Source organism: Streptomyces iranensis, from assembly GCF_017874715.1.
Taxonomy (GTDB): Bacteria; Actinomycetota; Actinomycetes; order Streptomycetales; family Streptomycetaceae; genus Streptomyces; species Streptomyces iranensis.
In genome coordinates this window covers 18,613-31,643 of record NZ_JAGGLR010000014.1, presented here as the reverse complement: position 1 = coordinate 31,643, position 13,031 = coordinate 18,613, and the positions used below count along the sequence as shown (strand labels likewise).

At 67.6% G+C, this 13,031-nt stretch carries 13 protein-coding genes and 1 pseudogene; 9 read left to right on the top strand and 5 right to left on the bottom strand.

All coding sequences use genetic code 11. The annotated features are described in order from the left end of the window. The first annotated feature begins 113 nt into the window (after positions 1 to 113). Both J2Z30_RS25210 and J2Z30_RS25205 read left to right on the top strand, forming a co-directional pair. Complete coding sequence (locus tag J2Z30_RS25210) at positions 114 to 317, top strand: MbtH family protein (RefSeq protein ID WP_044580020.1); 204 nt, start codon at positions 114 to 116, stop codon at positions 315 to 317. A gap of 149 nt (positions 318 to 466) precedes the next feature. After that, positions 467 to 1,330 carry an SAM-dependent methyltransferase gene (locus J2Z30_RS25205; protein ID WP_044580019.1) on the top strand — a complete coding sequence of 288 codons (864 nt, stop codon included), beginning with the start codon at positions 467 to 469 and terminating at the stop codon, positions 1,328 to 1,330. Between the two features lie 22 nt (positions 1,331 to 1,352). Here the strand turns inward: J2Z30_RS25205 and J2Z30_RS25200 are convergent, their stop codons facing one another. Continuing rightward, positions 1,353 to 1,568, bottom strand: coding sequence for a ferredoxin (locus J2Z30_RS25200; RefSeq protein WP_037953950.1), 216 nt, complete (start codon positions 1,566 to 1,568; stop codon positions 1,353 to 1,355). Positions 1,569 to 1,573: 5 nt separating this feature from the next. Beyond that, a complete protein-coding gene (locus J2Z30_RS25195) occupies positions 1,574 to 2,764 on the bottom strand; it encodes a cytochrome P450 (RefSeq protein ID WP_044580018.1) in 1,191 nt (396 codons plus the stop codon). A gap of 131 nt (positions 2,765 to 2,895) precedes the next feature. Between J2Z30_RS25195 and J2Z30_RS25190 the strand changes: the two genes are divergently transcribed. From J2Z30_RS25190 to J2Z30_RS25175, 4 genes are all read left to right on the top strand, one after another. Further along, positions 2,896 to 3,489 carry a TetR/AcrR family transcriptional regulator gene (locus J2Z30_RS25190; protein WP_044580017.1) on the top strand — a complete coding sequence of 198 codons (594 nt, stop codon included), beginning with the start codon at positions 2,896 to 2,898 and terminating at the stop codon, positions 3,487 to 3,489. Positions 3,490 to 3,636: 147 nt separating this feature from the next. Then, the gene (locus tag J2Z30_RS25185) at positions 3,637 to 3,906 is read left to right on the top strand and encodes a hypothetical protein (protein WP_209468830.1); all 270 of its coding nucleotides are present in this window, start codon (positions 3,637 to 3,639) and stop codon (positions 3,904 to 3,906) included. 932 nt (positions 3,907 to 4,838) lie between these two features. Next, complete coding sequence (locus J2Z30_RS25180) at positions 4,839 to 7,640, top strand: AAA family ATPase (RefSeq protein ID WP_044580016.1); 2,802 nt, start codon at positions 4,839 to 4,841, stop codon at positions 7,638 to 7,640. A gap of 3 nt (positions 7,641 to 7,643) precedes the next feature. Then, positions 7,644 to 8,021: a group II intron reverse transcriptase/maturase gene (locus tag J2Z30_RS25175; RefSeq protein WP_245388428.1), complete on the top strand. Its 378-nt coding sequence runs from the start codon at positions 7,644 to 7,646 to the stop codon at positions 8,019 to 8,021. Positions 8,022 to 8,487: 466 nt separating this feature from the next. On the opposite strand, the gene J2Z30_RS25170 is transcribed toward J2Z30_RS25175, so the two are convergent. Genes J2Z30_RS25170 through J2Z30_RS25160 form a run of 3 tightly spaced genes read right to left on the bottom strand, consistent with a single transcriptional unit; the run spans position 8,488 to position 11,154 of the window. Next, positions 8,488 to 9,714 carry a cytochrome P450 gene (locus J2Z30_RS25170; protein WP_078957143.1) on the bottom strand — a complete coding sequence of 409 codons (1,227 nt, stop codon included), beginning with the start codon at positions 9,712 to 9,714 and terminating at the stop codon, positions 8,488 to 8,490. Beyond that, positions 9,711 to 9,962, bottom strand: coding sequence for a hypothetical protein (locus J2Z30_RS25165; RefSeq protein ID WP_044580013.1), 252 nt, complete (start codon positions 9,960 to 9,962; stop codon positions 9,711 to 9,713). Before J2Z30_RS25165 ends, J2Z30_RS25170 begins: the two co-directional genes overlap by 4 nt. A 10-nt stretch (positions 9,963 to 9,972) precedes the next feature. Continuing rightward, positions 9,973 to 11,154, bottom strand: a complete 1,182-nt coding sequence (locus J2Z30_RS25160; protein ID WP_044580012.1) for an LLM class flavin-dependent oxidoreductase — start codon at positions 11,152 to 11,154, stop codon at positions 9,973 to 9,975. Between the two features lie 381 nt (positions 11,155 to 11,535). Here J2Z30_RS25160 and J2Z30_RS25155 point away from each other — a divergent pair, with 381 nt between their 5' ends. From J2Z30_RS25155 to J2Z30_RS51780, 3 genes and pseudogenes are all read left to right on the top strand, one after another. Next, positions 11,536 to 12,369, top strand: a complete 834-nt coding sequence (locus J2Z30_RS25155) for an SDR family oxidoreductase (protein ID WP_044580011.1) — start codon at positions 11,536 to 11,538, stop codon at positions 12,367 to 12,369. A 189-nt stretch (positions 12,370 to 12,558) separates the two neighbouring features. Continuing rightward, positions 12,559 to 12,681, top strand: coding sequence for a hypothetical protein (locus J2Z30_RS51030; protein ID WP_281062760.1), 123 nt, complete (start codon positions 12,559 to 12,561; stop codon positions 12,679 to 12,681). 58 nt (positions 12,682 to 12,739) lie between these two features. Next, positions 12,740 to 12,868 (top strand): annotated as a pseudogene (locus J2Z30_RS51780) (MmyB family transcriptional regulator); the annotation flags it as partial. Positions 12,869 to 13,031: the final 163 nt, after the last annotated feature.

Genomic DNA, 13,031 nt, shown 5'->3' with positions numbered 1-13,031 from the left:
CCGTCCGGCGCTTCCCGACCATTCCCGACCTGACCGATCTGACCCACCTGACCGACCTGACCGACCTGACCGATCTGACCGACCTGACCGATCACCGACAGGAGAGACCGACCATGGACGACACCGCCCGCTACCAGGTGCTGCGCAACGACGAGGACCAGTACTCGCTGTGGCCCGCCGACCTCGAGGTGCCCGAGGGCTGGCACACCGTCGGCAAGGAGGGCACCAAGGACGAGTGCTCCGCGTACGTCGACGAGGTGTGGACCGATATGCGGCCGCGCAGCCTGCGCGAACGCATGGACAACGCCGCCTCCTGACCCGGGCCTCGTAACGCGGCGCGGCCGGCGCGTGATGGCGCCGGCCGCACCGGGCCCCTCAACTTCCCCGTACGGTCACGCGGTTACCATCCTTTGAACAGTCGGCCGCGGCGTGAGGGATCGCGCCCGGATACGGAGGAGAACACCACGTGACCGCGCAAGGGGTAGCATCCCAGACCGGAAGCGGGCCGGAGCCCCCCAACACCCCCCTCAACCAGGGGCGACCGCACAGCGCCCGGATGTACGACTACTTCCTGGGCGGCAAGGACAACTACGTCGCCGACCGTGAGGCCGCGGCCAAGGTGCTCACCCTGTGGCCGGGTGTCATGATCGCCGCCCGGACCAACCGGGCCTGGATGCACCGCGCGATCCGGTTCCTCGCCGACGAGCGGGGCATCCGCCAGTTCCTCGACATCGGCACCGGCATTCCCACCCGGCCGAATCTGCACGAGGTGGCCCAGGGGATCGCCCCGGAGTCCCGGGTCGTCTACGTGGACAACGACCCCATCGTGCTCGCCCATGCCCAGGCCCTGCTCACGAGCCACCCCGAGGGCCGCACCGCCTATGTGCACGGGGACATCACCGAGCCCGAGGCCGTCCTCGCCTCGCCCGACCTCACCGAGGTGCTGGACCTGTCCCAGCCGGTCGCGCTGAGCCTGGTCTCGCTCCTGCACTTCGTCCCCGACGAGTGGGCCCCGTACGACCTCGTCCAGCGGCTGGTCGACGCGCTCGCCCCCGGCTCCTTCCTGGTGCTGAGCCACATCACCCCGGACTTCGACCCCGAGGCCACCCAGAAGACCGTGCAGATCTACCACAGCGGCGGCATCCAGGGGAAAATCCGCACCAGGGACGAGGTGGAGCGCTTCTTCACCGGTCTGGAGCTGGTCGAACCGGGCCTGGAGGTGCCGCACCGCTGGCGGGCCGACCTGGCCGAAAGGGACTCCCATGTGGAGACCGGCGATGTGACCGACGAAGAGGTGTCCTTCTGGGCGGGCGTCGCGCAGAAGTCCTGACGCGGGGTCTCCCGGACAGGGTTCAGGGACGCGGTCCGACGGTCGTGGTGCCGTCGCGGATGGTGATCGCCAGCGCGGGACAGGAGTCCGCCGCGTCCAGCACCCGCTCCTCCTCCGGGACCTCCTCGCGTCGCGGCCGGGCGTGCTCCTCGTCGAGGGCGAACAGGTCGGGGGCGATGCCGGCACACATGCCGGACGCCATGCACCGGCCGCCATCGACCTCCGCCTTCCAGGTCATCCGGCTCACCACCCGATGGGCATGACGCGGGGCCCGCGGACCAGCATCTTGCCCTTCCACTCCACGTCCCCCACCAGCCGCAGATTCGGGAAGCGGGCGATCAGCGCGCCGAGCGCCTCCTGGAGCTCCAGCCGGGCCAGGGGCGCGCCCAGGCAGTGGTGCACACCGTGACCGAAGCCGAGGTGCTGGGTGGCGGGGCGGGCGACTTTCAGAGTGCCCGGCTCATCGAAGCGCAGCGCGTCGCGGTTGGCCGAGCCGACGGCGACGAGCACGGGCTCCCCGGCGCGCACCAATGTGCCGCCCACCTCGACGTCCTCCGTGGCGTAGCGGGGGAAGGACGCGGCCATGCCCAGCGGGACGAAGCGCAGCAGCTCCTCGACGGCGCCGTGCAGCAGTGCGGGCTCCTCGCGCAGCCGGCGCAGTTCGTCCGGGTGGTCCAGCAGCGTCAGCACGAAGTTGGGGATCTGGGTGGCCGTGGTCTCGTGCCCGGCCACCAGGATGCCCACGCACAGATCGACGAGCTCGAGCTCGGACAGCCGGTCGCCCGCGTCCCTCGCCTCGATCAGCGAGGTCATGATGTCGTCCCGCGGGCTGACGCGATGCTCCTCGATCAGCCCGGCCATATAGGCGCGCAGCTCATCGGTGTTGCGGCTGAGGTCCTCGGCGCTCAGGGAGCTGGTGGAGAGCGCGGCGTCGCTCCAGGTGCGGAACTTGGGCCGGTCCTCCTCCGGGACGCCGAGCATGGCGCAGATGACCCCGACCGGAATGGGCAGGGCATAGCGGTCCACGAGATCGGCGGGTGGCCCCGCGGCCTCGAGGTCGTCGAGCAGGTCATGGGTCAACTGCCGGACCCACGAGCGGAGTTTCTCCACTTGGTGGACGGTGAACGCCCTGGCGACGAGAGTGCGCAGCCGGGTGTGGTCGGGCGGGTCCATGGTCAGGATGCCGCTGTCGCGCCGGCCCTCGGACTGCCGTGGCTCGTCGTGGTGGAGCGCCGCGGCCCGGCTGAAGCGCCGGTCCCCGAGCACCAGCCGGGCGTCGGCGTACCGCGTGGCCAGCCAGGCGGGCTCACCGTACGGCAAGCGCACCCGGAGTAATCCGGTGTGGTTCCTGGCCTGGTCGTACGCCTCGCTGAGCGCGAGCCCCTCGGCGGAGTTGAAGGGATAGTCGATGGGTGTGGTCTCCGCTGTGGTCACCGTGATCTCCCTTGCGTAAGCACGTGCTTACAAAGCTAGGAGGCGGCGGCTGGTACGGTCAACGGCCCCTTTGCGCCGTTGATCTGACGGGCCGAAGGGAATCGCCGGAGGCAGACGAGAGGGGTGTCGTGATGGGGACGACCGTGTCCGAGGGGCAGCGCCGGGACGCGCGGAACACACGTCGGCGGCTGCTGGAGGCCGCGGCGGCGCTGTTCGCCGAGCGGGGCTATGAACGGGCGACGGTCCGGGACATCGCCGATCGCGCGGGGGTCAACCAGGCGCTGCTGTTCCGCTACTTCGGCTCGAAAAGAGCGCTGTTCGGCGAGGTGATCGCGCACAACGGGGAGGAGCAGCTGCGCACCACCCCGCCCCATGAGCTGCTGGAGGCCGCCCTGCGCGGGCTGCTGGGCCACGGTGGCAGGGAACCGGGCAGCCGCGCGCTGGCCACGCTGCTGCGCTCGGTGGACAGCGGCGACGAGATCGGTACGGCGGTGCGCGCCATCAGCGACGACTACGCGCGGGTGCTGGCCTCCCTGTCCAGCGCCGACAACCACGAACTACGGGCGGATCTGGCCCTGTCCTGGCTGCTCGGCATAGGGATGATGCGGGTGCTGGTGGGCAAGGAGCCGCTGGCGGACGCGGATCCGAACGAGGTGTGCGCGCTGGTCACGTCCGCGCTCGGCACCCTCCTGGACGGCCTTCCGGCGGCGGACGGCAGGCGGTAGGAGACCAGGTCGGAGGGGGCTTGACCCAAAACACCAACCCGTGGTGCGGGAATGTGTGGACGTTGGCGTTGCGATTTTGATGCGGTCGGACCGTTGCTATTGATCGGTTGGGCAGAGGTCGGTCCGGGGCTGCGCGGGGTGCGGCCGGTGCTGGTGGAGATGGGCGCGCGCATCGGCGGCGGGGGCTTCATGCACCACCTCGTCCACCTCAGCAGCGGGATCGAACTGGCCGCCGAGGCGATGCGCATCCACCTCGGCCGCCCACCTCGCCCGGGTCCGTCCTGGACGGTTGAACAGCCCCTTTCTTTTTGTCCGCCAAGCTTTTGTCGCAACGCGCTTGAGCCGCGATTGAGCCGCCTCGACCGGTGCCGTGCCAGACTCGGCCCATGCTCCACAGGCGTGCTGATCAATCTCTGATCGAACGGGCAAGGCAAATTCGCAGGGGCCTTATGGGAACCCCGCTGATTCCCCTGACGGACGAGCAGTGTGACATTGTCGCCAAGCTGGAATTCTACAATCCCACGGAAAGTAGCAAAGACCGTTCTGCGCTGTGGATTCTGGAACAGGCAATCGGTCGCGGGGAGATAGCGTACGGCACTACGGTGGTCGAGTACCCACTCTCGCCGGTCACCCGCCGGCCCGCCGGTCGACACCCGCCTCGTCCGCCGCCTCGGTCTGGACGGCGGACACCTCGGCGGCGATGGCACGGGCCTCCGTCAGGTCCTCCACTTGCGCGGCGCATGCCTCCAGCTCGCGCAGGCGTGCTGCGACGGCGTGTGCAGCCAGCGGCAGCAGGACGCGGTCCAGGTGCGTGTAGCGCCGGACAGCTCCCGTGCCACAAGGCGCGGAGAACGCTTCGTGAGACCCGTCGGCCTCCACTCCAGTGTTGCGACTCTGGCGTTGTCTTGTGGTGCGTAAATTCTGTGTGGACGTAACGTCAAGCGAATGTCTACCAGTCTTCTATAGGTTTTGGTCGGGACACATTCAGAATACGCGCCGCGCCAGATCGAACTGATAGAACCAAAGGAGTATCGGGCAGATGCCGAGCAAGGATCCGCTGACGATGGTTATCCCATTCGAGGTGGATCCGGAGAATGAGGCCGCGCTCGTGGAGTTCATGAACCGGTCCGGCAGGTTCCCGAGGCCAAGGAAATGGCCGCACAGATGAGTGCCATCTCGACTCCCCTGTGAAGGACCTGAAGGCCGTCTGGGGTGACGCGTGACGCTGGGGCGGTGAATCTGGATGACCTCGTCCGGCTGTGGCAGGCGCGGGACCGTATGGACCAGGAGTACGCGCAACGCCCTCGTAATGAACCGCTCCGCAAGACAGTAAGACAGAGGGATCGTGCATGATCGAACGAGAGTCTGAACTCGCTGAGTTGACTGCAGCTTTTGCCGAGTCCGCCACCGAGGGCGTGCGCGTTGTCGCGCTCCAGGGGGTTGTCGGGACCGGCAAGACAGCGCTGATCGATGAGTTCGGCGACCGGGCCCGTGGCGCCGGGGCGCGACTGCTCCGCGCCAGTGGGGCGCCGACCGAATGTTCGCTTTCCCTGGGCATCGTGCGCCAATTGCTTGCCGGTGAGGTCTTTGACCGCGATACGGCGGTGATCGTCGGCGATCTGCTCGACCATCAGCTGCTTGCCGATGCGGCATCCGACGGGGTGAGTCGTTCTCGGGTGCTGGACGGGCTGGCGACGGCGGTACTGGAGCTGGCCGGCCAGAGCTCAGTGGTGATCGCCATTGACGACACGCAGTACCTCGACGCGTTCTCCCAGGACTGGCTCATCTATCTGATCCGCCGTGCCGGGCTCGCCCGAATCCTGATCGTCCTTGGCTGGCGCGACGATAGCGAAATGTCCCCGAGCAACTCCCGGCTGCTCTGCGCCGAGCTCTACCAGCAGGCCTACTTCCGGCGGCTGCTGCTGACTCCGCTTTCGTCGAGCGGCGTCGCTGAGCTGATGACCGAGCGACTCCCCGAGTCCGGTGCGACGGAACTGGCCGCGAAGGCACACCAGCTCACCGGTGGTAATCCGCTGCTCCTGCACGCGTTGCTGGAGGACAGTTGGGCTGCCACTGGCGGCGATGGCCCGCCGGCCGAGCTGGACACAGGGCCCGAGCTCGAGCGGGCAGTCCAGCTCGTCCTGCGCCGGTGCGATCCGGTAACGCTGCGGGTCGCGGGTGCGATCTCGGTGATAGGCGAGCCGTCGCGGTTCGCGTTGCTCGGCCGGCTCGTCGGCGCCGAACCGGACCGGGTCGCCGTAGCAATGCGTGTGCTGGCCCAGATCGGTCTGGTGGAAGCCGGCCGGATGCGGCACCCGATCATCGCCAGCGCCGTGCTCAACACCTTCTCAGCCGCTGACCGATCCGAGCTGCGCTGGCGCGCAGCGGATCTGCTCAAGGCCTGCGGCGCGGACTCCTTGACAATCGCGGACCACTTCGTCGCCTCCGGCCGTCTCGACGACCCGTCGGCCGTACCGAACCTGGTCGAGGGGGCGCAGCAGGCGCTGGAGGAGGGCTACCCGCAGCGGGCCACAGAGCTGCTGCGGCTGGCGTACCAGGTAGACACCGATGCCCGGCGCAGGGTGGAGATTCTGGCCTTGCTGCTGCGGGCGGAGTGGCGGGTCGATCTGGGAGCCTCGGTCGGCCGTCTGTCCGAGCTGACCGACGCGATGCTGAGCGGTCGGCTTCGGGGCCGGCACGCGACGATGCCCATCATCATCATGTCGGTCCAGGGGCGGGTGGCCGATGTTTGCTCCGTGCTCTCCCGGCTGGCGGCCGACTTGCCGCCGGACTCCCAGCCCTCATGGGAGTTCGAGATGATGCAGATGTGGCTGGCCGACATGTATCCGGGCATCTTCCGTCGAGCGGCCGGCGAGAGCAGGACGAACGGCACGCCGATCATGCCTCCGGGCGCTATCGGTTATCGCTTGCTCGAACACTTTCGGAGCACCCACCACCAGGGGGCAACCGCGGAACGCTTGGTCCAAGCGGACGAGGCGCTTTGGCAACAGCCGCTGACCGAGATCAATCTGTTGCCGGTCATTCTCGCGTTGCTGACGATGGTTTACGCCGAGCGATTGGAGGAAGCGGAACGGCGGTGCCGGGGACTGATGCTGACCTGCCTCGAACTCCAGGCGCCCACTTGGCATGCGCTGTTTTGCGCGATCGCGGCGGAAATTGCCTTGCGCAGGGGCTCGCTCAGCATCGCGGCCACCCGGGCCGTCGCCGCGCTCGAACTCATCCCGGTCGCCGAATTGGGCGTGCTGGCCGGTGTGCCGTTGAGCACCTTGCTGACGGCGCAAACACTGCAGGGCAAACACGATGAAGCGGCGCGCACGCTCGCCCTGCCAGTACCGGACGTGATGTTCGAGACGCCGTTCGGCTTGTTCTATCTGTTGGCGCGCGGCCGTCACTACGTTGAGCGCGGGCTCGCGCAGGTGGCTATCGACGATTTCCAGGCCGTCGGTGACCTGCTCGACCGGTGGGGGATGGCGCAGACCGAGGCGTTGCCCTGGCGCACCGAGATGGCCGCCGCTCACCTGCAGCTCGGGGACCGCGAGGTGGCCGCACGCTATGCTCGCGAGCAGCTACGCCGGATCGGCCAAGACGGCCACCTGCGGGTGCGCGGGCGCACCTTGCGGCTGCTGGCGGCGACCCGCGAACTGCCCCTCCGGCCACCGGTGCTGCGCGATGCTGTGGACGTCCTGCACCGAAGCGGGGACAAGTTTGAGTTGGCGAGTGCGCTCGTCGCCCTGCACGATGCGTACACCCAACTCGGTGAGGCCGGCCGGGCGCGGTCAGCGGCACGCAAGGCCAACAGTCTCAGGCAGGCGTTCTTCGCGGAACAGCCCGCTCGGCGGGTCGGCGCGCCGGACGCGCTGGACGTGCCGGAGGAGACGGAAGTCGACATGCTCATGCTCAGCGATGCGGAGCGCAGAGTCGTCAAGTTCGCAGAAAAGGGCCTGACCAACCGGGAGATCGCCGGCAGGCTCTACCTCACCACCAGCACGATAGAGCAGCACCTGACCCGGATCTACCGCAAACTGGGTGTCAGCTCACGGGTGCAGCTGCTGGCCCGGCTCGGGCCCCAACCGGCCCTCCCGCGCCCGGCTCACGGCGAGGCCTCCGCTAGTACTCCAGCAGGACTTTAATGCTTGACCTGGGGAAACGCCGAGCGGTGGGAGCGTAGCGGCCGGTCGGCGGCCACGGGCGGGCCCCGTACGCCCACCCCTCGAACGAGTGCCCCCGCCGCCGGGGAGGGGGTGATCAAGGCCAAGATCGCCCTCTACTCCAAGCGCGGTAAACCTGCGCGCCGCTCCCAAGTGATCAACTTTAGCGACCACGACATCGTTCGGATCTACGGAGCCGAGTACCGAGGCGTCGTCCAGTACTACTTGCTCGCCGGTGATGTCCGACGACCACACCGGGTGCGGTGGGTCATGCTGACCTCCATGCTCAAAACGCCGGCCGCCAAGCACCACACGTCGGTCCGTAGGATCGCGGCCAAGCACAAGGCGCGCACGTGCTTCTAAGCCATCGTTGAGCGTGGGAAAGGCAGCAGACCACTGGTCGCCAGGTTCGGCGGCATTCCGCTGCGACGGCAAAAGCATGCGGTCATCACCGACCGCCACCCGGGCCGGCTCACCTACCCCCGTCGGGAACTGATCGACCGGCTCCAACTCACGCAGTAGTCACCGGAGAGCCGGATTCCCGGAAAGCGGGCCCGAAAAGGGGGCGGAACCGGCGAGAATACCGAGGCCATCGAGCTCACCAGGCTGGCGGCGACGACGCCAAGCCGTCGCCCGCCGCTGCCACTACCGGCGGCGGGGGCACTCGTTCGAGGGGTGGGCGCACGGAACCCGCCCGTGACCGCCGACCGGCCGCTACTCCCCCACCGCTCGGCGTTTCCCCAGGTCAAGCATCAAAGTCCTGCTGGAGTACTAGAAGTAGGTGCACCTCGCCAACCAATGAGACAGGTTGCCGCTCTCTGAAGATCAATCATGCCGCTTTGATCGGGACCCCCCGAAGGCCGCGCAGCGTGAAGTCGGAGCCAAATTCGATATCGCCCGCGAGCTCGTACTCCGGCAACTTGTCCAACAGCCGATTCAACCAAATGCTCATCTCTATTCGAGCCAGATGAATTCCAAGGCAAATGTGAGGCCCAAAACCAAAGCCAAGATGTGCTTTACGGACACGGAAGATGTCGAAGGAGTGTGGGTTGTCCCAGCGAGCGGGATCGCGATTCGCGCAACCCAGAAGAGACACGACCGCGGAACCTTCGGGGATCGTAAAACCCTCGACCTGCGACTCGTCGCTACATGCATGGCGCAAAACCAACTGCGTGAGAGTCAACCAGCGGTGGACCTCCTCGAGTGCAGCCGGAACAAGCGACCTGTCGGCGACCAGCGCGCGACGTTGGTCAGGATGGCGTCCCAGCGCATACAAGGCCATCGCCATCATCTGCGCCGTACTCTCATTCGCCGCAACCGTCAGCATCGTCCCATTTGCCAATATTTCCCGATCAGGCATGGACGGCGCGAAATCGTCGAATACCATCTGGGCCATAAGCGTTCCATCGGACACCCCCAGCGCACGTTGCTTTTTGATGAGGCCGCCGATGTACGAGTTCAAAGCAGCTGCCGCCGCAGCGCCCTCAGTGACAATCTCTCGACCTCTCGGAGTCGGGTCCAGCCGTGCGCCAAGAACCGCCGCCGTTGCGTCACTCCATTCGATAAAGTCCTTATACACGCCCTCTTCGACGCCCAGCAATTTGGCAGTAACAATAGTGGGGATAATCCGCGTCATCTCCGCGAGAGCGTCGATAGATTCGCCGGATCGAAGGCGTTCAACGAATTGATCCACGTATACGTCCACAACTCGCTGTATCTGCGCCGCCCAGTCGGCCTCGACAGCCTTGCGCTCAAATCCTGGCGCCCAGATTTCGCGGACCGTCTGATGCCGGGGACCATCAGTGCCAAGAAAAGTCGGTCCGCCGAATGCTTTCTCCATCTCCGAGAGCACTTTTGCGGAGTTGAAATGGCGAACGTCACCAAGCACTCGCACGCAGTTGTGATGTGACGTAATCATATACTGATCGTGATGAGAGTTATAGACAACCGGGCCCAGAGCTCGCCATGCATCCATGGTCTCATAGGGGTCCTGCGCGAAGTCCGGATCAAGCATGTTGAAGTCCACGGCGGGACATTCCGCCACTGCAGAGTTCATTGCACGTCCTCTCCCTGGCCGGGATCGATATCGCCGGGCGTCATTGCGGCCAAAACGTGTTCAGCGGGAACGTTGTAGCGGTGGGCATCAAGCGTATGTAGCTGGGACAAGCGGATGAGCTCATCTTTGTCAGTCGCCTCGATGAGACCTCCGCACATCGGGCAGCTCACTTCAAGGCCGGCGTCCATGGCCGCACCCTCCTGTTGACTGACCCTGGTCATGGCGCACACCACGGACAGGCGTGTCACGACGGCACGGTCAGGACCCCCCGGCCACCTCGTCGGCGTACTTGCGGTTCATGTGCTCGAGCGCCGCGCCGGCCGCGATGCTCGCCTCCTCGTGCCGCGCGAGAATCCGGCTCCGGGCGTCGTGGGACGACTGGGCGTGGGTCTTCCCCGGTCCCTGGAAGTGCGGGGCGACCTGACGGGCGATGAGCTCCCACGAGCGCCACGCCGCCGTCGGGTCGGCCCAGTCGTGCGCCAGCAGCAGCACGGTGCCGAACCCGCCGGACTGGTCGACCATGCGCTGGATCTGGCGGCGGACGTCGTCGGCCGTGCCGATCGCGCCCAGGCCCGAGTCGTTGACGAACTCGATCAGCTCCCGCGTGCTGCCGTCGGGCAGCGCGAACCCGGGCACGGCCGCGTTGTCGTTCAGGTGCCTCAACCAGTCCTGCAGCCCGAACTCGACGTCGCGGTATGCCTGCTCCCGGGTCTCGGCGACGTGCACGTTGGTGACCAGCCGCCAGGTCGCCCGGTCGGGCGCCGGCCGTCCCGCGTGGGCGGCGCGCTCGGTGGCGATCCCCCAGTGGTATGCCAGCGCGTCGAATCCGTCCTGGCTCATGGTCGCCCCGAGCGAGATCAGGCTCGCACCGCGGCTGCCGGCCAGGCGCGCGCCGGTCGGCGACGACGTCGCGGCCACCGCGATCTCGAAGCACGGCTCGGTGAACGGGCGCAGCTGCAGCGTCGCGTCGACCAGTGTGTGGCTCCCGACCGTCGTGGTGACCGACTCACCGGCCAGCAGCCGCTGGATGATGTCGAGATGGGTCTCGAGGAGTTCGCGGCTCTCGGTGGGGGTCATGCCGATCATGGCGACGTCGGCGGGCAGGGAGCCGGGACCGACCCCGAGCATTACCCGGCCCTGCGTGAGGTGGTCGAGCATCACCATCCGGTCGGCCACCCACAGCGGATGGTGGTACGGGATCGAGGTCATGCCGGTCCCGAGGCGGATCCGGGTGGTGCGCTCCGCGGCCGCCGCGATGAAGATCTCGGGCGAGGCGATGATGTCCCGGCCGGTCGAGTGGTGCTCCCCGATCCACGCCTCGTCGAAGCCCAGCCGGTCGAGGTGCGCCATCAGGTCCAGGTCGTGGCGCAGCCACCACGTCGGGCTCTCCCCCAGCGGGTGGATCGGGGGCAGGAACGCACCGAAGCGCAGGCTAGTCACGCCAGTACCACGAAGAACTCGACGTCGGGGGTTCGCGCGAGCGACTCTCCCGCCACGACCGGTCGACGAACTGCCGGTCGACGAACTGGCAACTCATTCAGCTCCGGCGAGGGATGAAAGATTGATGGCGCAGGCGGAAAAGGGATCAGGATTGGCGCGTGGTCGGCATTAGCCATGAATTTACCTCCGGCAAGCGAACTGCGGCCCAAGGTAGACCATCTTCGACGCTAAGCACCCCCCTAATTTTTACCCGACATCTCTGGGGTCTCGATACGCGTGAAACTGAGGCCGAGACTGTGAATATGTGGAGGGATGGGCGCCAGCGAGCGGACCACGGTCCGGGAGCGAGCACCGATGCCTGCAGAAGGAGACGTTTCCGTCATGGCGACATGGTTCATCACCGGAGCCGCCCGAGGGCTGGGCGCTGAGATAGCCCGGCACGCCCTGGAGGCGGGACACGACGTCGCCGTCGGCGCCCGGCGTGTCGACGCGTTGCCCGACGATCTGCGCGGCGCCGAGCGATGCCATCCGGTCACCCTCGACGTCACCGACCAGGCCCAGATCGACCGTGCCGTCGCGCAGATCCTCGACCGGTTCGCCACGATCGACGTGCTGGTCAACAACGCGGGTCGCGTGCTGGTGGGTGCGCTGGAGGAGGTCACCGACGCCGAGGCCAGGTCGCTGTTCGACGTCAATGTCTTCGGTTTGATCAATGTGACGCGAGCGGTCCTGCCGACTATGCGTGCCGCCGGCAACGGCAAGATCGTGCACATCGGCTCCCGGGCGGGGTTCGAGGGCGAGCCCGGGGTGAGCCTGTACAGCGCCTCGAAGTTCGCGGTCGCCGGCATCAGCGAAGCCCTCGACGCCGAGCTGCGTCCGCTCGGGATCCAGAGCATGGTCGTCGAGCCCGGGGCGTTCCGTACCGACCTCTTCGACGCCAGCTCCCTGTCGGTCGCCGGGGCGCGGCTGGCAGCCTACGACGGCACCCCCGCCCACCACGTGCTCGATGGGATCGACGCGGCCAACCACGCCCAGCCCGGGGATCCGGTCAAGGGCGCGGCGCTGATCGTCGAGGTGACCGACGGCGAGACGCTGCCTTCGCACCTGCTGGTGGGCAGCGACGCTTACGAGCGTCTCGAGGTCAAGAACGCGATGGTCGCGGAGCACATCGCCCCCTGGCGCAGCAGGTCGCTGGCCACCGCGCACCGCGACTGAGCCTGCCCGTTTCGCAGCGCGCCGCGGGGCCGGGCTCTGCTCGGCCCCGCGAGCACCTTGGCCGCGTTACCGCGCCACGTACCATCGCCGAGACCACGAACCTGCCCACTGCCCAGGCAGTCTGAACGAGCATGACGGTCGGCGGCTGTCGCGCACAGGGACACCGATGAACCGGAAGGACGACCGCTGATGGCCCGCGCCCGCGGAGCCGGCGAGCTCGTCGAGTTCCTCCGAGCCGCCCGTGAGCGCGTCGATCCGGCGCTCGTCGGCATCGACGACGCTGCCCCTCGGCGCCGGGTCCGCAGGACCTGATGTCGTTGACAAGCCGACCCCGCCGGCGCGAGCAGGCCCGGCAGCAGGTCGACCCGTCCCGAACGCCCGCGAGCTCTACCGCGACTGGTCGACCGTGGCCGCGGAGACCGTGGCCGCGGAGACGGTGGCCATGCTACGTCTCGACGCCGGTCGCCATCCCGACGACCCGCTGCTCAGCGAGCTCATCACGCAGAACCCGCGGGTGAACCGCGGGTTCTCCGCAGACGTATCCAGCACGACGGCGTCGACACGAGAGACGTTCCTGGCTGACCAGGGGACCCATGCCGGGCGGGGCGCGCCACCCCGGTGGGTCGTCGACATCGCCGACCCCCGCAGACCTGCTCGGCCAT